Source organism: Pseudomonas sp. FDAARGOS_761, from assembly GCF_013343155.1.
Lineage (GTDB): Bacteria > Pseudomonadota > Gammaproteobacteria > Pseudomonadales > Pseudomonadaceae > Pseudomonas > Pseudomonas aeruginosa.
The window spans coordinates 3633582-3652759 of record NZ_CP054572.1 but is presented as its reverse complement, the minus strand read 5'-3'; the positions used below and the strand labels follow the sequence as shown (position 1 = coordinate 3652759).

Here is a 19178-nt window from a genome sequence, read left to right as displayed (position 1 = left end):
TGAAGCCTTTGGGGGAAGGGCCGCGGCGGCGGAGTCCAATCCTTCATGTTGCCAGCTTTGGCGGAGGGATGGGGCCGGCGGCGGTTCGCCTTCCTATGTCAGTTTGTCGCAGCGGGCCGGCCCGCCGCAGTTCAGGACCTGTCGCTGGCGGCGATCTTCGCCCCCCATTCGCGGGCCCTGGCGATCAGGCGCTGTTCGTCGTGACGGAGCAGGCGGCCGTCGTCGAGGAGTTGCCTGCCGCCGACCCAGACATGCCGCACGCAGTCGCGGCCGCTGGCATAGATAAGTTGCGAAACCGGGTCGTAGACCGGTTGCTGGGCCAGGCCGGACAGGTCGAAGGCCACCAGGTCGGCGGCCTTGCCGGCTTCCAGGGAGCCGATCAGGCGCTCCAGGCCAAGCGCGCGGGCGCCGTTCAGGGTGGCCATGCGCAGCGCGCGGTGGGCGTCGAGGGCGGTGGCCTGGCCGTACACGGCCTTGGCCAGCAGCGCCGCGGTGCGGGTCTCGCCGAGCAGGTCGAGATCGTTGTTGCTGGCCGCGCCGTCGGTGCCGATGGCCACGTTGACCCCGGCCTGCCAGAGCTTTTCCACCGGGCAGAAGCCGCTGGCCAGCTTGAGGTTGGATTCCGGGCAGTGGATCACCGAGCTGTTGGTTTCCACCAGCATCGCCAGGTCGTCGTCGTCCACCTGGGTCATGTGCACCGCCTGGAAACGCGGGCCGAGCAGGCCGAGGCGGTGCAGACGGGCCAGCGGGCGCTCGCCGTTGCGCTCCATGGCCTGCTCCACCTCGAAGGCGGTCTCGTGGACATGCATCTGGATGCTGGCGTCGAGTTCCTCGGTGAGCACCAGGATCTGCTCCAGCTTGTCGTCGCTCACCGTATAAGGTGCGTGCGGGCCGAAGGCGATGCGGATGCGCGGGTGGTGCTTGAGGTCGTCGAACAGCGCCATGCCCTGGCGGATCGCCTCGGCGCTGTCGCGGGCGCCGGGGATCGGGAAGTCCAGCACCGGGATCGCCACCTGGGCGCGTACCCCGCTGTCATGGACCACGCCGCAGATGGCCTGTGGATAGAAGTACATGTCGGAGAAACAGGTGATGCCGCCCTTTACCTGTTCGGCGATGGCCAGCTCCGTGCCGTCGCGGATGAAATCCTCGCTGACCCATTGGCCTTCGGCCGGCCAGATGTGGTCCTGCAGCCAGGTCATCAGCGGCAGGTCGTCGGCGAGACCGCGGAACAGACTCATTGCCGAATGGCCGTGGGCGTTGACCAGGCCGGGGGCGAGCAGCATGCCGGGCAATTCGCGGATTTCCGTGGCGCCATGGCGCATGGCCTGCTCGCGCGGCGCGACCAGGGCGATCTGGCCGTCGCGGATGCCCAGCGCGTGATCGCGCAGCACCACCCCGGCGGGCTCCACGGGGACGATCCAGGTCGGCAGCAGGAGGAGGTCGAAGGGGTTACGGACGTTGGGCATGGCGGCGCATCCTGGGCGCAGAGCGGGAAGCCGGAAGTATACCCGAGCGTCCGCGGCTGGGGCTCGTTATAATCCGCAGCTTTTCCGTGATTCAGCGAGAGGTGTGTGCATGCGAGAGCGACTGCTGGCGGCCGAGCGGGTCAAGGCGATCGAGTGGCGGGACGGTACGCTGCGGTTGCTGGATCAGCGCCTGCTGCCCCAGGAGGAGGTCTGGCTCGAACACGAGTCGGCGGCCGAGGTGGCCAAGGCCATTCGCGATATGGTCGTGCGCGGCGCGCCGGCCATCGGCATCAGCGCCGCCTACGGCATCGTCCTTGGCGCCCGCGCGCGCCTGGCGCAGGGCGGCGACTGGCGCGCCGCGCTGGAGGAGGACTTCCGCCTGCTGGCCGACTCGCGACCCACGGCGGTCAACCTGTTCTGGGCGCTGAACCGCATGCGCGACCGTCTGGAGCGAATGAAAGAGGGCGACCAGCCGCTGGCGGTGCTGGAAGCCGAGGCGATCTCCATCCATGAAAGCGACCGCGAGGCCAACCTGACCATGGCCCAGTTGGGCATGGAGCTGATCCGCAAGCAGCAGGGCAGCCCGCAGAACATCCTCACCCACTGCAATACCGGCGCCCTGGCGACCGGCGGGTTCGGCACCGCGCTGGGGGTGATCCGCGCCGCGCACCTGGAAGGCCTGGTCAATCGCATCTACGCCGACGAAACCCGGCCCTGGCTCCAGGGCTCGCGACTGACCGCCTGGGAACTGGCCAACGAAGGCATCCCGGTCAGCCTGAACGTGGATTCGGCCGCCGCGCACCTGATGAAGACCGAGAACATCACCTGGGTCATCGTCGGCGCCGACCGCATCACCGCCAATGGCGATGTCGCCAACAAGATCGGCACCTACCAGTTGGCAGTCAACGCCATGCACCACGGCGTGCGCTTCATGGTGGTGGCGCCGAGTTCGACCATCGACATGAACCTGGAGAGCGGCGAGGACATCCCGATCGAAGAGCGCGACGGTCGCGAGCTGCTGGAAATCGGCGGGCGACGGGTAGCGGCCGAGGTCGATGCCTACAATCCGGTATTCGACGTGACCCCGGCGGACCTTATCGATGCCATCGTGACCGAGCGTGGCGTCGTCGAGCGTCCCGACGCCGAGCGCATGGCCGCCCTGATGAGCCGCAAGCGCCTGCATTGAACGAGGCGACTGGAGGTCGTCCCCGCCAGGGCCTTTGCCTTGGGCTGGGGCGTGGGCTGTGGTAAGCTCCGACGGTTATTCGAGTGCCCCGCGGAGGGGCCTCGAGAGTGCGCGAATCCTTGACTCAAGTCGTTGATTTGTAGTGAGTTGGCGCTGCTCGGGCATGCGCCGACCTACTTCGTTTGCCTCAGGATCGAGGCGGCGAAGTTCCACCAGAAAAAGGAACCAGGCTTCTCATGGGCGAACTGGCCAAAGAAATTCTCCCGGTCAATATCGAAGACGAGCTGAAACAGTCCTATCTCGACTACGCGATGAGCGTGATCGTCGGGCGGGCCCTGCCGGATGCACGTGACGGCCTGAAGCCGGTGCACCGCCGTGTGCTTTATGCCATGAGCGAGCTGGGCAACGACTGGAACAAGCCCTACAAGAAATCCGCCCGTGTGGTCGGCGACGTGATCGGTAAGTACCACCCGCACGGCGACACCGCGGTCTACGACACCATCGTGCGCATGGCGCAGCCGTTCTCGCTGCGCTACATGCTGGTAGACGGCCAGGGCAACTTCGGTTCGGTGGACGGCGACAACGCCGCAGCCATGCGATACACCGAAGTGCGCATGGCCAAGCTGGCCCATGAACTGCTGGCGGACCTGGAAAAGGAAACCGTCGACTGGGTGCCCAACTACGATGGCACCGAGCAGATCCCGGCGGTCATGCCGACCAAGATTCCCAACCTGCTGGTCAACGGTTCCAGCGGTATCGCCGTGGGTATGGCGACCAACATCCCGCCGCACAACCTCGGCGAAGTGATCGACGGCTGCCTGGCGCTGATGGACAACCCCGACCTGACCGTCGATGAGCTGATGCAGTACATCCCCGGTCCGGACTTCCCCACCGCCGGCATCATCAACGGCCGCGCCGGGATCATCGAGGCCTACCGCACCGGTCGCGGGCGCATCTACATCCGCGCCCGCGCCGTCGTCGAGGAGATGGAGAAGGGCGGCGGTCGCGAGCAGATCATCATCACCGAGCTGCCGTACCAGTTGAACAAGGCGCGGTTGATCGAGAAGATCGCCGAGCTGGTGAAAGAGAAGAAGATCGAGGGTATTTCCGAGCTGCGCGACGAGTCCGACAAGGACGGCATGCGCGTGGTCATCGAGCTGCGTCGCGGCGAGGTGGGCGAGGTGGTCCTCAACAACCTCTACGCCCAGACCCAGCTGCAGAGCGTGTTCGGCATCAACGTGGTGGCCCTGGTCGACGGCCAGCCGCGCACGCTGAACCTGAAGGACATGCTCGAAGTGTTCGTCCGCCACCGCCGCGAAGTGGTGACCCGGCGTACCGTCTACGAGCTGCGCAAGGCCCGCGAGCGCGGGCACATCCTGGAAGGCCAGGCGGTCGCCCTGTCGAACATCGATCCGGTGATCGAGCTGATCAAGAGTTCGCCGACCCCGGCCGAGGCCAAGGAACGCCTGATCGCCACTGCCTGGGAGTCCAGCGCGGTGGAAGCGATGGTCGAGCGTGCCGGCGCCGACGCCTGTCGCCCGGAAGACCTGGATCCGCAGTACGGCCTGCGCGACGGCAAGTACTACCTGTCGCCGGAACAGGCCCAGGCGATCCTCGAGCTGCGCCTGCATCGCCTGACCGGCCTGGAGCACGAGAAGCTGCTCTCCGAATACCAGGAAATCCTCAACCTGATCGGCGAGTTGATCCGCATCCTGACCAACCCGGCGCGCCTGATGGAGGTGATCCGTGAGGAGCTGGAAGCGGTCAAGGCCGAATTCGGCGATGCTCGCCGCACCGAGATCGTGGCTTCCCAGGTCGACCTGACCATCGCCGACCTGATCACCGAGGAAGACCGCGTGGTGACCATCTCCCACGGCGGCTACGCCAAGTCCCAGCCGCTGGCCGCCTACCAGGCGCAGCGTCGCGGCGGCAAAGGCAAGTCCGCCACCGGGATGAAGGACGAGGACTACATCGAACACCTGCTGGTGGCCAACAGCCATGCGACCCTCCTGCTGTTCTCCAGCAAGGGCAAGGTCTACTGGCTGCGTACCTTCGAGATTCCGGAAGCCTCGCGTACCGCGCGTGGCCGGCCGCTGGTGAACCTGCTGCCGCTGGACGAGGGCGAGCGGATCACCGCGATGTTGCAGATCGACCTGGAGGCGCTGCAGCAGAACGGTGGCGCCGATGACGACCTCGACGAAGCCGAAGGCGCGGTGCTCGAGGGCGAGGTGGTCGAGGCCGCCGAGGTCGAGGAAGTCGAGGGCGAGACCGCCGAGCTGGTGGCCGAGCCGACCGGCGCCTACATCTTCATGGCCACCGCCTTCGGTACCGTGAAGAAGACCCCGCTGGTGCAGTTCAGCCGTCCGCGCAGCAGCGGCCTGATCGCGCTCAAGCTGGAAGAGGGCGACACCCTGATCGCCGCCGCGATCACCGATGGCGCCAAGGAAGTCATGCTGTTCTCCAGCGCCGGCAAGGTGATCCGCTTCGCCGAGAGCGTGGTGCGCATCATGGGCCGCAACGCCCGCGGCGTACGTGGCATGCGCCTGGGCAAGGGGCAGCAGCTGATCTCCATGCTGATTCCGGAGTCCGGGGCGCAGATCCTCACCGCCTCCGAGCGCGGCTTCGGCAAGCGTACCCCGCTGAGCAAGTTCCCGCGTCGCGGCCGCGGCGGCCAGGGGGTGATCGCCATGGTCACCAACGAGCGCAACGGCGCGCTGATCGCCGCGGTACAGGTCCAGGAAGGCGAGGAGATCATGCTGATTTCCGACCAGGGCACCCTGGTGCGGACGCGTGTCGACGAAGTCTCCCTGTCCGGCCGCAATACCCAGGGCGTAACCCTGATCAAGCTCGCCAGCGACGAGGTACTGGTCGGTCTGGAGCGTGTCCAGGAGCCGTCGGGCGGAGATGACGAGGACCTGCCCGAGGGCGAGGAAGCTGCCGAATCTCTGGGCGAGTCGGCCGAGTCCGAGTCCGAGCCCGCGGCGGAAGCGGAAGGCAACGAAGAGTAAGGCTCGGGGCGGGCGCCTGCGCCCGCCCGGCCGATGACCTCGGCGGATAACTCACGGCTATCCGCCCTACCTATAGCGAGAGTGGATGTGAGCAAGCGAGCCTTCAATTTCTGCGCCGGTCCCGCGGCGCTTCCCGACGCAGTTCTGCAACGTGCCCAGGCCGAGCTTCTCGACTGGCGGGGCAAGGGCCTTTCGGTCATGGAAATGAGCCACCGTAGTGATGACTACGTGGCCATCGCCAGTAAGGCCGAGCAGGACCTGCGCGACCTGCTCGACATTCCCTCGGACTACAAGGTGCTGTTCCTGCAGGGCGGCGCCAGCCAGCAGTTCGCCGAGATTCCGCTGAACCTGCTGCCCGAAGATGGCGTCGCCGACTATATCGATACCGGTATCTGGTCGAAGAAGGCCATCGAGGAGGCTCGTCGCTATGGCACCGTGAACGTCGCGGCCAGCGCCAAGGAGTACGACTACTTCGCCATTCCGGGTCAGAACGAGTGGACGCTGACCAAGGACGCGGCCTATGTGCACTACGCCTCCAACGAGACCATCGGCGGCCTCGAGTTCGACTGGATACCCGAGACCGGCGACGTGCCGCTGGTCACCGACATGTCCTCCGATATCCTCTCGCGCCCGCTCGACGTGTCCCGCTTCGGCCTGATCTATGCCGGGGCGCAGAAGAACATCGGCCCGTCCGGCCTGGTGGTGGTGATCGTTCGCGAAGACCTGCTCGGCCGCGCCCGCAGCGTCTGCCCGACCATGCTCAACTACAAGATCGCCGCGGACAACGGTTCCATGTACAACACCCCGGCGACCTACTCCTGGTACCTGTCCGGCCTGGTCTTCGAATGGCTGAAGGAGCAGGGCGGGGTGACCGCGATGGAGCAGCGCAACCGCGCCAAGAAGGACCTGCTGTACAAGACCATCGATGCCAGCGACTTCTACACCAACCCGATCCAGCCGAGCGCCCGCTCCTGGATGAACGTGCCGTTCCGCCTGGCCGACGAGCGTCTCGACAAGCCGTTCCTGGAAGGCGCCGAGGCGCGCGGGCTGCTCAACCTGAAAGGCCACCGCTCGGTCGGCGGCATGCGCGCTTCCATCTACAACGCCCTTGGCCTGGACGCGGTCGAGGCGCTGGTCGCATACATGGCGGAGTTCGAGAAGGAGCACGGCTGATGGCGGACCAGGACCAGCTCAAGGCCTTGCGCCTGCGCATCGACAGCCTCGACGAGAAGTTGCTCGAGCTGATCAGCGAGCGTGCCCGTTGCGCCCAGGACGTGGCGCGAGTGAAGACCCAAACCCTGGGCGAGGGCGAGGCGCCGGTGTTCTACCGTCCCGAGCGCGAAGCCTGGGTGCTCAAGCACATCATGCAATTGAACAAGGGGCCGCTGGACAACGAAGAGGTCGCGCGGCTGTTCCGCGAGATCATGTCGTCCTGCCTGGCGCTCGAGCAGCCGCTGAAAGTGGCCTATCTCGGACCCGAGGGCACCTTTACCCAGGCCGCGGCACTCAAGCATTTCGGCAACGCGGTGATCAGCACGCCGATGGCGGCGATCGACGAGGTGTTCCGCGAGGTCGCCGCCGGCGCGGTGAACTTCGGCGTGGTGCCTGTGGAAAACTCCACCGAGGGGGCGGTCAACCATACCCTCGACAGCTTCCTCGAGCACGACATGGTGATCTGCGGCGAAGTCGAGTTGCGTATCCACCATCACCTGCTGGTCGGCGAAACCACCAAGACCGACAACATCACCCGGATCTATTCCCATGCCCAATCCCTCGCGCAATGTCGCAAGTGGCTGGACTCGCACTACCCGAGCGTCGAGCGGGTGGCGGTGTCGAGCAACGCCGACGCGGCCAAGCGGGTGAAGAGCGAGTGGAATTCGGCGGCGATCGCCGGCGACATGGCGGCCAGCCTGTACGACCTGAGCAAGCTGCACGAGAAGATCGAGGACCGCCCGGACAACTCCACGCGCTTCCTGATCATCGGCAACCAGGAGGTGCCGCCGACCGGCGACGACAAGACCTCGATCATCGTTTCCATGCGCAACAAGCCGGGAGCCCTGCACGAGCTGCTGGTACCGTTCCACAACAACGGTATCGACCTGACCCGCATCGAAACCCGCCCGTCGCGCAGCGGCAAATGGACCTACGTGTTCTTCATCGATTTCGTCGGCCACCATAAAGAACCGCTGATCAAGGACGTCCTGGAGAAGATCGGCCAGGAAGCCGTCGCCCTGAAGGTCCTGGGCTCCTATCCGAAAGCGGTGCTCTGAGCGCGCTGTCATTCCGAAGAGACGGGTCATCGATGAATGCCCCGTCCCGCGTCGAGGCTGAACTATCCATGTCCGATTTCCTTGCCCTGGCCCAGCCGGGGGTGCAAAAGCTGTCGCCCTACGTCCCTGGCAAGCCGGTGGACGAACTGGCCCGCGAGCTGGGTATCGACCCTGCGGCGATCGTCAAGCTCGCCAGCAACGAGAACCCGCTGGGTGCGAGCCCAAAGGCGCTGGAGGCTATCCGCGCCGAACTGGCGGAACTGACCCGTTATCCTGACGGCAACGGTTTCGAACTCAAGCGCAAGCTGGCCGAGCGTTGCGCGGTGGATGCGGCGCAGGTGACCCTGGGCAACGGCTCCAACGACATTCTCGACCTGGTCGCCCGTGCCTACCTCGCGCCTGGTCTGAACGCCGTGTTCAGCGAACATGCCTTCGCCGTCTACCCGATCGCCACCCAGGCCGTGGGCGCCGAGGGGCGGGCGGTCAAGGCGCGCGCCTGGGGGCATGACCTGGAAGCGATGCTCGCCGCCATCGATGGGCAAACTCGCGTGGTGTTCGTCGCCAACCCGAACAACCCGACCGGGACCTGGTTCGGTGCGGACGCCCTGGAGCGGTTCCTCGCCCAGGTGCCGGCGGAGGTGCTGGTGGTGCTGGACGAGGCCTATATCGAATACGCCGAGGGCGACGAGCTGCCCGATGGCCTGGACTACCTGGCGCGGCACCCCAACCTGCTGGTCTCGCGGACCTTCTCCAAGGCCTATGGCCTGGCTTCGCTGCGGGTCGGCTACGCGCTTTCGAGCAAGGCGGTGGCCGATGTGCTCAACCGCGTGCGCCAGCCGTTCAATGTCAATAGCCTGGCCCTGGCGGCTGCCTGCGCGGCGCTGGATGACCATGACTACCTGGCGCAGAGTCGCCGCCTAAACGATTCCGGCATGGCGCAGCTGGAGGATGGCTTCCACGCGTTGGGCCTGTCCTGGATTCCCTCGAAGGGCAACTTCATCGCCGTGGATCTGGCTCGCGATGCCGGTCCGGTCTACCAGGCGCTGCTGCGCGAAGGTGTGATCGTGCGTCCGGTGGCTGGCTACGGGATGCCGACCTTCCTGCGCGTCTCCATCGGGCTGCCGGAAGAGAACGATCGTTTCCTCCAGGCGCTGGGCAAGGTGCTGGCGCATGACTGAGGTCACGCCGCTGCAACAGTCGACCCCTAAGCTGGGCCGCCTGGTGGTGGTGGGGCTGGGCCTGATCGGCGGCTCCTTCGCCAAGGGGTTGCGGAGCAAAGGGTTGTTCCGGGAAGTGGTCGGCGTGGATCGGGATGCCGAGTCTTGCCGCCTGGCGGTGGAACTCGGCGTGGTCGACCGTTGCGAGGAGGATCTTGGCCGCGCCTGCGTCGGCGCCGACGTGATCCAGCTGGCGGTGCCGATCCTGGCGATGGAACGGGTGCTGGCCGACCTGGCGAAGCTCGACCTGGGCAAGGCTGTATTGACCGACGTTGGCAGCGCCAAGGGCAATATCGTGCGTGCCGCGCGTGCCGCGTTCGGCGGGATGTCGCGGTACCTAGTACCGGGGCATCCGATCGCGGGTTCCGAGCAGAGCGGAGTGACCGCGGCGAAGGCGACCCTGTTCCGCCGGCACAAGGTGATTCTCACGCCCTCCGCGGAGACCGATGCCGACGCGCTGGCGCTGGTCGACAGCCTGTGGCGCGCGCTGGGCGCGGACGTCGAGCACATGGAGGTCGAGCATCACGACGAGGTTCTGGCGGCCACCAGCCACCTGCCTCACCTGCTGGCCTTCACCCTGGTCGACTCCCTGGCCAAGCGCAGCGAGAACCTGGAGATCTTCCGCTATGCCGCCGGCGGTTTCCGTGATTTCACACGGATCGCCGGCAGCGACCCGGTGATGTGGCACGACATCTTTCTCGCCAATCGCGAGGCGGTGCTGCGTACACTGGATGTTTTTCGTGACGACCTCGACGCGCTGCGCGAGGCCGTCGACACTGGGGACGGGCACCAGTTGTTGGGCGTTTTCACGCGCGCCCGGGTAGCCCGTGAGCATTTCAGCAAAATCCTGGCCCGTCGGGCCTATGTGGACGCCATGCACAACAACGACCTGATTTATCTGGCCCAGCCGGGCGGCAGCCTGTCCGGAACCATCCGGGTACCGGGCGACAAGTCGATCTCCCATCGCTCGATCATGCTCGGCTCCCTGGCCGAAGGCACCACCGAAGTGGAGGGCTTCCTCGAGGGTGAGGACGCACTGGCAACCATCCAGGCGTTCCGCGACATGGGAGTGGTGATCGAGGGGCCGCAGAACGGCCGCGTCACCGTCCATGGCGTTGGCCTGCACGGCCTCAAGGCGCCGCCTGGGCCGATCTACCTGGGTAACTCCGGTACTTCCATGCGTCTGCTCAGCGGTCTGCTGGCGGCTCAGCCGTTCGACAGCACCCTGACCGGCGACGCTTCCCTTTCCAAGCGGCCGATGAATCGCGTAGCCAAGCCGCTGCGCGAGATGGGCGCGGTAATCGAGACGGGGCCGGAAGGCCGTCCGCCGATGACCATTCGCGGCGGCCAGCGCCTCACCGGTATGCATTACGACATGCCGATGGCCAGCGCCCAGGTGAAGTCCTGCCTGTTGCTCGCCGGGCTCTACGCCGCGGGTGAGACCTCGGTCACCGAGCCGGCGCCGACCCGCGACCACACCGAGCGCATGCTGCGCGGCTTCGGCTATCCGGTGGAGGTCGAGGGCAGCACCGCCAAGGTCGAATCCGGGCATAAGTTGAGCGCCACCCATATCGAGGTCCCGGCCGACATTTCCTCGGCAGCCTTCTTCCTGGTTGCCGCCAGTATCGCCGAAGGTTCGGAACTGGTCCTGCAGCACGTCGGCATCAACCCGACGCGCGTCGGCGTCATCGAGATCCTGCGCCTGATGGGTGGTGACCTGAGCCTGGAAAACCAGCGCGAGGTCGGCGGCGAGCCGGTCGCCGACATCCGCGTGCGCTCCGCGCGGCTCAAGGGCATCGACATTCCCGAGGACCTGGTGCCACTGGCCATCGACGAGTTCCCGGTACTCTTCGTGGCTGCCGCCTGCGCCGAGGGGCGCACCGTCCTGCGTGGCGCCGAAGAGCTGCGGGTCAAGGAGTCGGACCGTATCCAGGTCATGGCCGACGGCCTGAAGGCCCTGGGCGTGAAGGCCGAGCCGACCCCGGATGGTATCGTCATCGAGGGTGGTGCGTTCGGTGGCGGCGAAGTCTGGGCGCACGGCGACCACCGTATCGCCATGTCCTTCAGCGTCGCTTCGCTGCGCGCCAGCGGGCCGATCCGCATCCACGACTGCGCCAACGTCGCCACCTCCTTCCCTAACTTCCTCGCCCTGTGTGCCCAGACCGGTATCCGGGTCGCCGTGGAGAACAATTGATGAACGGCGCTGTACCGATGCTCGCCATCGATGGCCCCAGTGGCGCCGGCAAGGGTACGGTCGCCGGGCTGCTCGCCCGGCGCCTGGGCTGGAACCTGCTGGATTCCGGGGCGCTTTATCGGCTGTTGGCGTTCGCCGCGGTCAACCATGGTGTCGACCTGACCAATGAAGAGGCGCTGAAGGTCCTGGCTGCGCACCTCGATGTGCAGTTCGTCGCCGCCGATGGCAGCCATGGGCAGCGCATCATTCTCGAAGGCGAGGAAGTGACCGATGTGATCCGTACCGAGCAGGTCGGTGCCGGCGCTTCCCAGGTCGCGGCGCTGCCGGCCGTGCGCGATGCGCTGCTGCAGCGCCAGCGGGCGTTTCGCGAGGCGCCGGGACTGGTGGCCGACGGCCGCGACATGGGCACCGTGGTATTTCCCGATGCGCCTCTGAAGATCTTCCTCACCGCCTCGGCGGAGGAGCGTGCGCGTCGACGCTACCTGCAGTTGAAGGCGAAGGGCGCGGATGTCGACCAGTCTGCCTTGCTGGAAGAAATCCGCGAGCGCGACGAGCGCGACAGCCAGCGCGCGGTCGCGCCGCTGAAACCGGCCGATGACGCGATCCTGCTGGACTCCACCGAAATGAGCATCGAGGCGGTGGTCGAGACGATCATCCGGCACTGCGAGCGGCAGGGCTGGGACGTCTGAGGTTTCGGCGCGGGAATTGACGATACAGGGCCTGGTTGCTAATATTCCAGACCTTATGTTGTGGCGTTTTGCAGGTGCGGTGAGGGTTGCCTCTCGACTTGGATGGCGCCATCGCAGAACAACCCAACTGGGCATTCCCATTCGGGAGTGCAATCAGAAGCTAGCAGGAAACCAGCAAATTGTCCTGCGGCTTCATTTAATGACTTGACCGCATTGGCTGGTGATGCGGAATCGGGCCCTTCCGGGCCTTTGACTACAGGTATGAACATGAGCGAAAGCTTCGCAGAACTCTTTGAAGAAAGTCTGAAATCCCTCGACATGCAGCCGGGTGCCATCATCACCGGCATCGTGGTCGACATCGATGGTGACTGGGTCACCGTCCATGCCGGTCTGAAATCCGAGGGCGTCATCCCGGTCGAGCAGTTCTACAACGAACAGGGCGAACTGACCATCAAGGTGGGTGACGAAGTCCACGTCGCACTGGACGCGGTAGAAGACGGCTTTGGCGAGACCAAGCTGTCCCGCGAGAAAGCCAAGCGCGCCGAGAGCTGGATTGTTCTGGAAGCGGCTTTCGCTGCCGACGAAGTGGTCAAGGGCGTCATCAACGGCAAGGTCAAGGGCGGTTTCACCGTCGACGTCAACGGCATCCGCGCGTTCCTGCCGGGTTCGCTGGTCGACGTGCGTCCGGTTCGCGACACCACCCACCTGGAAGGCAAAGAGCTCGAGTTCAAGGTCATCAAGCTCGACCAGAAGCGCAACAACGTTGTCGTTTCCCGCCGCAGCGTCCTGGAAGCCGAGAACAGCGCCGAGCGTGAAGCTCTGCTGGAATCGCTGCAGGAAGGCCAGCAGGTCAAGGGTATCGTCAAGAACCTCACCGACTACGGCGCATTCGTGGACCTGGGCGGCGTAGACGGCCTGCTGCACATCACCGACATGGCCTGGAAGCGCATCAAGCATCCGTCCGAGATCGTCAACGTTGGCGACGAGATCGACGTCAAGGTCCTGAAGTTCGACCGCGAGCGCAACCGTGTATCCCTGGGCCTGAAGCAACTGGGCGAAGACCCGTGGGTTGCCATCAAGGCGCGTTACCCGGAAGGCACCCGCGTCATGGCCCGCGTCACCAACCTCACCGACTACGGCTGCTTCGCCGAGCTGGAAGAGGGCGTGGAAGGCCTGGTACACGTCTCCGAAATGGACTGGACCAACAAGAACATCCATCCGTCGAAAGTCGTCCAGGTTGGCGACGAAGTGGAAGTTCAGGTTCTGGACATCGACGAAGAGCGTCGTCGTATCTCCCTGGGTATCAAGCAGTGCAAATCCAACCCGTGGGAAGACTTCTCCAGCCAGTTCAACAAGGGTGACCGTATCTCCGGTACCATCAAGTCGATCACCGACTTCGGTATCTTCATCGGTCTGGACGGCGGCATCGACGGCCTGGTCCACCTGTCCGACATCTCCTGGAACGAAGTCGGCGAAGAAGCCGTACGTCGCTTCAAGAAGGGCGACGAGCTGGAAACCGTCATCCTGTCGGTCGACCCGGAGCGCGAGCGCATCTCCTTGGGCATCAAGCAGCTGGAAGACGATCCGTTCTCCAACTACGCGTCCCTGCACGAGAAAGGCAGCATCGTCCGCGGTACCGTGAAGGAAGTCGACGCCAAAGGCGCTGTCATCAGCCTGGGCGACGACATCGAAGGTATCCTGAAGGCTTCCGAAATCAGCCGTGACCGCGTCGAAGACGCGCGCAACGTCCTGAAGGAAGGCGAGGAAGTCGAAGCCAAGATCATCAGCATCGACCGCAAGAGCCGCGTCATCAGCCTCTCCGTCAAGTCCAAGGACGTCGACGACGAGAAGGACGCAATGAAAGAACTGCGTAAGCAGGAAGTAGAAAGCGCTGGTCCGACCACCATCGGTGATCTGATCCGTGCTCAGATGGAGAATCAGGGCTAAGTCTCTGATCCATCATGAAAAAGGGCGGCCTAGGCCGCCCTTTTTCGTTTTCCCCTTCTTGGACCTGTTCAAAGACTGATCAGCATGCTAAAAGAGACCTGAGCTGATCTAGCCGCTTGAAAAAGAAGGGAAAACCATGACCAAGTCGGAGTTGATCGAACGGATCGTTACCCATCAGGGGCAACTGTCCGCGAAGGATGTCGAGTTGGCAATCAAGACCATGCTGGAGCAAATGTCCCAGGCCCTGGCGACCGGGGACCGGATCGAGATCCGTGGTTTCGGCAGCTTTTCCTTGCACTACCGCGCCCCGCGCGTCGGTCGCAACCCCAAGACCGGGGAGTCGGTACGCCTCGACGGCAAGTTCGTGCCGCACTTCAAGCCGGGCAAGGAGTTGCGGGATCGGGTCAACGAGCCGGAGTGATATCGGTCCATTCGGATATTGGAGTCCTCATGCTTTGGATAAGGCGCATACTGCTGATGGGTGGAGTGCTGTTTATCGCTCTTCTCGTAGTAGTTATGGTATTGGAAAACCGGCAGGTTACTCATTTCGAACTGTTCGGTTTGCTTACCCCCGAGCTGCCCGTTGTTCTCTATGTTGCCTTGGTGTTCATCTTGGGTGGTTTCATTGGCCTATTGGCCGGTTCGTCACTTTTAGCGCGAGCTAATATACGTATCAAGGCAATCGAGAAGGATCTTGCCAAGGCTCGGAAAGAGAGAGATTCCTTACTTGCTCGGCTTTCTTCATCGAGTGATGGGGGGGGCTGACAATGGCCTGAGGCGCAAGGACTCATAGCGGATCGACTGGTTAGAGTGGCCTTCCATCTTGATTGCGTTCTGCCATCATTTTGCTTGTTACCTCCGGGCTTTTTCTTTGAAGCTGTTTCGCGATTTGAATCGTATGCTCAGCTGTACTGAGCGAGCAATCAGTCTTCAGAAAACTAAAATACTTCTTACGGAACTGAGGCGTGTTCTTGGCTGTCTATCGTAGAATTCCTTGTACAGATAATCTCTGGCACAGGGTGTGCTACTTGAGGAGGCGTCGAGATATGTCATGTTTTTTATATGCACTCTCTTTGTCTTGGTGATAATGCACATCGGTGGAGTTGTAGCTTCTCGTTTCGAATAGCTTCAGTTCGGGGCTTGCGTGAGCTATAGAAGACAGATTATGGAGTTCCGATAATGGTAGCGTTGAAAGAAGAAAAAAACGGTGGCGGTGAAATTGATCTCGTAAGACTTTTTCAGATTCTATGGAAGGGAAAGTGGATTATCCTGGTCGTAGCTCTTATATTTGGCATTGTTGCTGCTATATATGCCTATACAAGTAAGCCAGTTTATGAAGCCAGTATCGCCGTGTTGCCACCCTCGCTGAGCAATGTTGCCGGTTTTAACCAGGGGCGCACCAAGGAGTCGGGTCTTCAGGCATTTAAGGTTCAGGATGTCTATTCCGTGTTCTTGCGCAATCTTCAAGCTGATGAGACTCGGCACCGCTTCTTCGAGAATGTCTACTTGCCGTCGCTAGGAGGTGAGAGGCCGGCGTCGCGCGATAGTCTCTATAGGGTATTTAATGAAAAGATCAGTATTACTCTGCCAGACAAGACCCAGCCGAGTCGCTATCGGCTAACAGTAGAACAGGAAGATCCTGAGCTGGCCGCTGAGTGGATCCGTCGCTATCTTGCCGATACGGCCGAACATTCCGTCCAAGAAATGGTTAAGAATGCGCACCGTGAGATAGAGGTCAAGGCTCGGGATGTCGATCAGCGGATCCAAACGCTACGTGAAACTGCTAAGTTACGCCGTGAAGATAGAATTGTGCAACTTAGAGAGGCTCTAAAAGTCGCGGATGCTGTGGGGTTGGAAAAGCCTCCGATGATAAGTGGGCAGGTATCTGAGCAGCTTTCGGCTATCATGAACGGTAGCTTGATGTATATGCGGGGCAGCAAGGCGCTTAGAGGAGAGATTGAGGCTTTGGAAAGTCGTGTGTCAGATGATCCTTTCATCCCTGCTTTACGAACTCTGCAGGAGCAGGAGAAACTCTATAGTAGTTTACGGGTAAACACCGACGAGGTTGCTGTGTTCCGTCAGGATGGTTCGGTTGAGACGCCCGATTCTCCCGTGAAGCCGAAGAAGCTTTTACTCGTCATGATGGGGTTGTTGCTCGGTGGTGCGGTTGGTGTCGTGGCTGTCGTGTTTAATTCGCTCTATCGCAATAAGCGGTAATTATGGTTGGAATGGGCAGGGACGCCCTATCCGGCTGTGCCTCTCATAAAATAAGCCATATCATTCGATATTTTCCCTTTATTTTCTTCGAGCCCATGGCCTTTTCTGGAAAAATGTAAGCACTCCTTTTGTTAAGTAGGTGGAGAAGCTGGAACACTTTTCTATTGAAGGGGATGAGCAGTGATCCTGCATTCATTTTCGCTCCGGATAACGTTGTTGAACGGATGGTAGCGCCTCTAGCGTCCAACGAGGAACGCTGCGGTCTAGTCAATTTTTTGACTATTTCTGCGGTCAGTAGCCAGCAAGGCTGGGGCTCGATCATGGGATTCTTCCAGAGTCAAGCAGCTTATCGAAGGAAGAGACTGTATATAATCGAACGGATTGGCGGTATGGCTCGTCTTGCCAGTGATGCTAGCTGTGACAAGGCAGGTAGGTTACCCTTTGCCTAGCGGGGCGAGCCTTGTACTTCAAAGGGCTAGCCTTGGAGTACAAGGCGCAAGCAGATATCTTGCTAGCCAGGTCAAAGATACCTGCATCCTGTCAAATGCGCTGTAAGGGAAACAGGGAGTGTCGGGAGGGTTTGGCTAGCGACTCCCTGTTCTGTAGACATGATAACAGGTGGTTCATATAGGTCCTGTTACTACTTGCTGAGATGGAAATATGGAAAACCTGAGAGAAAAAGTTACTAGAAAGTTCAAGAATAAAGAGGCTCTTGTCGGGATCGTGGGGTTGGGCTATGTCGGACTCCCGCTTATGTTGCGTTATAATTCGATCGGTTTTAGAGTGCTTGGCATTGATATCGACGCCGAAAAAGTTAGAAGGCTGAATTCCGGTGAAAGCTATATTGAGCATATATCCGCGGAAAGCATTTCTCACGCTTGCTCTTCTGGTTTTGAAGCTACGACCGACTTCTCTCGGGCAAAAGAGTGCGACGCACTTATTCTTTGTGTTCCGACCCCGCTGAATAAATATCGCGAGCCGGATATGAGTTTTGTGGTTAATACGACGGAAGCTATTAAGCCGTATCTGCGTGAAGGACAAGTCGTCTCTCTTGAAAGCACAACCTATCCAGGTACCACTGAGGAGGAGCTGCTACCCAGGGTTCAGTCCGATGGGCTGGTCGTTGGGAAAAGTATATTTCTAGTCTATTCGCCAGAGCGTGAAGATCCAGGTAATCCGAATTTTGAAACCCGCACTATTCCAAAGGTAATTGGGGGGCATACCCCGGAATGCCTGGAAGTTGGAGTCGCTCTTTACGAACAGGCTATAGATAAAGTAGTTCCAGTGAGCTCTACCAAAGCTGCGGAAATGACCAAATTGCTGGAAAATATTCATCGCGCGGTGAATATCGGCCTGGTCAATGAGATGAAAGTAGTCGCGGACCGAATGGGTATCGATATTTTTGAAGTGGTAGATGCTGCAGCGACCAAACCTTTTGGATTTACCCCTTATTATCCAGGGCCTGGTTTGGGAGGGCACTGTATTCCCATCGATCCTTTCTACCTGACCTGGAAAGCACGCGAATATGGCTTGCATACTCGCTTCATCGAACTTTCTGGTGAAGTCAACAAGGCTATGCCGGAGTATGTAGTCAGTAAGCTAATGGATGGGCTGAATGAAAGAGGTAAGGCTCTTAAAGGCAGTCGCGTCTTGGTACTGGGTATTGCCTATAAGAAAAACGTAGATGATATGCGTGAGTCTCCTTCGGTTGAAATCATGGAACTGATTCAGGCCAAAGGAGGCATTGTCTCTTATAGCGATCCCCATGTTCCCAGTTTCCCCAAAATGCGTGAGCATCACTTTGACCTTGCTAGTGAGCCTCTGACTGCCGAAAGGCTTTCTCGTTTCGATGCGGTTGTGTTAGCAACTGATCATGATCGGTTTGATTACGATCTTATCCATGCTCACGCCAGCCTGGTTGTAGATAGTCGTGGAAAATATCGGGCGCCATCGCAGAAGGTAATCAAAGCCTGATCCCACAGTAGTCAAGTAGCTACTTGGCTGCGGACATTGACTTCGTCAGAGATATTTCATGAAACGTTTTGCTCTCATTGGTGCTGCTGGTTACATTGCCCCCAGGCATATGCGCGCTATCAAAGATACCGGAAATGTATTGACATGTGCCTATGATATCAATGATTCCGTTGGGATAATCGATAGTATCTCTCCGCAGAGTGAATTCTTTACGGAGTTTGAGAGATTTTACGACTATGCTTGGCGATTAAAGCGTAGGCCTGAGCAAGCTTTAGACTTTGTCTCTGTCTGCTCGCCTAATTACTTGCATCATTCCCATATCACAGCAGGTCTCCGTTTGGGTTGCGACGTGATCTGTGAAAAGCCTTTGGTTCCTAGTTCTGAATTGCTCGATGATCTTGCCATTGTCGAGCATGAAACCGGTCGTCGGCTTTGGAATATTCTCCAATTACGTCATCATACAGCAATTCTTGATCTGAAGAAGAAGGTGGAAAATGGCACCAAAACCCACAAGCATGAGGTTGACCTGACCTATATAACTAGCCGCGGCAAGTGGTATATGGAAAGCTGGAAAGGCGATCCCAGAAAATCCTTTGGAGTGGCCACGAATATTGGTGTGCATTTCTACGATATGTTGCATTTCATATTCGGTAGGTTGCAAAGAAATGTTGTTCACTACTCAAATGAATCTAAGGCAACAGGTTACCTTGAGTATGAAAATGCGCGAGTGCGCTGGTTCCTTTCCATCGATGCCAATGATCTTCCCGCCTCTGTTAAGGGTAAAAAACCTACTTATCGCTCGATTACTTGTGATGGCGTAGAAGTCGAGTTTTCAGAAGGTTTTACCGATCTGCATACGCTCAGTTATGAGTCGATTCTTGTTGGGGGAGGCTTCGGAATCGAGGAGGCACGTCATTGCGTAGAGACAGTGGAAACCATTCGCTCCCTCAAAGCAGTAAAAGCTGAAAATGAAGAAGGTCACCCATTCTTGGCTAAATTGGTGTGATGTT

At 60.7% G+C, this 19178-nt stretch carries 15 protein-coding genes; 13 read left to right on the top strand and 2 right to left on the bottom strand.

Going from position 1 to position 19178, the window contains the following annotated elements; genetic code table 11:
- Positions 1–131 precede the first annotated feature (131 nt).
- Positions 132–1466: a TRZ/ATZ family hydrolase gene (locus FOC67_RS16950; protein ID WP_003091450.1), complete on the bottom strand. Its 1335-nt coding sequence runs from the start codon at positions 1464–1466 to the stop codon at positions 132–134.
- Between the two features lie 109 nt (positions 1467–1575).
- Here FOC67_RS16950 and mtnA point away from each other — a divergent pair, with 109 nt between their 5' ends.
- The 11 genes from mtnA (at position 1576) to FOC67_RS16895 (ending at position 16194) form a co-directional block, all read left to right on the top strand.
- A complete protein-coding gene (gene mtnA / locus FOC67_RS16945) occupies positions 1576–2652 on the top strand; it encodes an S-methyl-5-thioribose-1-phosphate isomerase (RefSeq protein WP_003091449.1) in 1077 nt (358 codons plus the stop codon).
- A 236-nt stretch (positions 2653–2888) separates the two neighbouring features.
- A complete protein-coding gene (gyrA, locus tag FOC67_RS16940; RefSeq protein ID WP_003091448.1) occupies positions 2889–5660 on the top strand; it encodes a DNA gyrase subunit A in 2772 nt (923 codons plus the stop codon).
- Between the two features lie 87 nt (positions 5661–5747).
- Positions 5748–6833: a 3-phosphoserine/phosphohydroxythreonine transaminase gene (gene serC, locus FOC67_RS16935; RefSeq protein ID WP_003111764.1), complete on the top strand. Its 1086-nt coding sequence runs from the start codon at positions 5748–5750 to the stop codon at positions 6831–6833.
- Positions 6833–7930, top strand: a complete 1098-nt coding sequence (gene pheA, locus FOC67_RS16930; protein WP_003091446.1) for a prephenate dehydratase — start codon at positions 6833–6835, stop codon at positions 7928–7930. Before serC ends, pheA begins: the two co-directional genes overlap by 1 nt.
- Positions 7931–7998: 68 nt before the next feature.
- Entirely contained in the window at positions 7999–9108 is a 1110-nt protein-coding gene (hisC, locus tag FOC67_RS16925) for a histidinol-phosphate transaminase (RefSeq protein WP_003115433.1), read from the top strand.
- Entirely contained in the window at positions 9101–11341 is a 2241-nt protein-coding gene (locus tag FOC67_RS16920) for a bifunctional prephenate dehydrogenase/3-phosphoshikimate 1-carboxyvinyltransferase (protein ID WP_009313748.1), read from the top strand. Before hisC ends, FOC67_RS16920 begins: the two co-directional genes overlap by 8 nt.
- A complete protein-coding gene (gene cmk, locus FOC67_RS16915) occupies positions 11341–12030 on the top strand; it encodes a (d)CMP kinase (protein WP_003106707.1) in 690 nt (229 codons plus the stop codon). Before FOC67_RS16920 ends, cmk begins: the two co-directional genes overlap by 1 nt.
- 267 nt (positions 12031–12297) lie before the next feature.
- Positions 12298–13977, top strand: a complete 1680-nt coding sequence (rpsA, locus tag FOC67_RS16910; RefSeq protein ID WP_003091442.1) for a 30S ribosomal protein S1 — start codon at positions 12298–12300, stop codon at positions 13975–13977.
- Positions 13978–14113: 136 nt separating this feature from the next.
- A complete protein-coding gene (gene ihfB / locus FOC67_RS16905; protein ID WP_003091441.1) occupies positions 14114–14398 on the top strand; it encodes an integration host factor subunit beta in 285 nt (94 codons plus the stop codon).
- Between the two features lie 56 nt (positions 14399–14454).
- Positions 14455–14742 (top strand): lipopolysaccharide assembly protein LapA domain-containing protein, encoded by a 288-nt coding sequence (locus tag FOC67_RS16900; protein ID WP_004350996.1) that lies wholly within the window; start codon positions 14455–14457, stop codon positions 14740–14742.
- Positions 14743–15156: 414 nt separating this feature from the next.
- Positions 15157–16194 (top strand): LPS O-antigen chain length determinant protein WzzB, encoded by a 1038-nt coding sequence (locus tag FOC67_RS16895; protein WP_009313749.1) that lies wholly within the window; start codon positions 15157–15159, stop codon positions 16192–16194.
- A 43-nt stretch (positions 16195–16237) separates the two neighbouring features.
- Here FOC67_RS16895 and FOC67_RS16890 read toward each other — a convergent pair whose 3' ends face one another.
- Entirely contained in the window at positions 16238–16516 is a 279-nt protein-coding gene (locus tag FOC67_RS16890; RefSeq protein ID WP_159068395.1) for a hypothetical protein, read from the bottom strand.
- Between the two features lie 338 nt (positions 16517–16854).
- Here FOC67_RS16890 and wbpA point away from each other — a divergent pair, with 338 nt between their 5' ends.
- Both wbpA and FOC67_RS16880 read left to right on the top strand, forming a co-directional pair.
- The gene (gene wbpA, locus FOC67_RS16885; RefSeq protein ID WP_009313750.1) at positions 16855–18168 is read left to right on the top strand and encodes a UDP-N-acetyl-D-glucosamine 6-dehydrogenase; all 1314 of its coding nucleotides are present in this window, start codon (positions 16855–16857) and stop codon (positions 18166–18168) included.
- 58 nt (positions 18169–18226) lie between these two features.
- Positions 18227–19174: a Gfo/Idh/MocA family protein gene (locus FOC67_RS16880; RefSeq protein ID WP_004350987.1), complete on the top strand. Its 948-nt coding sequence runs from the start codon at positions 18227–18229 to the stop codon at positions 19172–19174.
- Positions 19175–19178: the final 4 nt, after the last annotated feature.

Excerpts from the sequence above, each read along its gene's own strand:
- FOC67_RS16950 (WP_003091450.1), bottom strand. The coding sequence starts at position 1,466 with ATGCCCAACGTCCGTAACCCCTTCGACCTCCTCCTGCTGCCGACCTGG.
- mtnA (WP_003091449.1), top strand. The coding sequence starts at position 1,576 with ATGCGAGAGCGACTGCTGGCGGCCGAGCGGGTCAAGGCGATCGAGTGG.
- gyrA (WP_003091448.1), top strand. The coding sequence starts at position 2,889 with ATGGGCGAACTGGCCAAAGAAATTCTCCCGGTCAATATCGAAGACGAG.
- pheA (WP_003091446.1), top strand. The coding sequence starts at position 6,833 with ATGGCGGACCAGGACCAGCTCAAGGCCTTGCGCCTGCGCATCGACAGC.
- hisC (WP_003115433.1), top strand. The coding sequence starts at position 7,999 with ATGTCCGATTTCCTTGCCCTGGCCCAGCCGGGGGTGCAAAAGCTGTCG.
- FOC67_RS16920 (WP_009313748.1), top strand. The coding sequence starts at position 9,101 with ATGACTGAGGTCACGCCGCTGCAACAGTCGACCCCTAAGCTGGGCCGC.
- cmk (WP_003106707.1), top strand. The coding sequence starts at position 11,341 with ATGAACGGCGCTGTACCGATGCTCGCCATCGATGGCCCCAGTGGCGCC.
- rpsA (WP_003091442.1), top strand. The coding sequence starts at position 12,298 with ATGAGCGAAAGCTTCGCAGAACTCTTTGAAGAAAGTCTGAAATCCCTC.
- ihfB (WP_003091441.1), top strand. The coding sequence starts at position 14,114 with ATGACCAAGTCGGAGTTGATCGAACGGATCGTTACCCATCAGGGGCAA.
- FOC67_RS16900 (WP_004350996.1), top strand. The coding sequence starts at position 14,455 with ATGGGTGGAGTGCTGTTTATCGCTCTTCTCGTAGTAGTTATGGTATTG.
- FOC67_RS16895 (WP_009313749.1), top strand. The coding sequence starts at position 15,157 with ATGGTAGCGTTGAAAGAAGAAAAAAACGGTGGCGGTGAAATTGATCTC.
- FOC67_RS16890 (WP_159068395.1), bottom strand. The coding sequence starts at position 16,516 with ATGATCGAGCCCCAGCCTTGCTGGCTACTGACCGCAGAAATAGTCAAA.
- wbpA (WP_009313750.1), top strand. The coding sequence starts at position 16,855 with ATGGAAAACCTGAGAGAAAAAGTTACTAGAAAGTTCAAGAATAAAGAG.
- FOC67_RS16880 (WP_004350987.1), top strand. The coding sequence starts at position 18,227 with ATGAAACGTTTTGCTCTCATTGGTGCTGCTGGTTACATTGCCCCCAGG.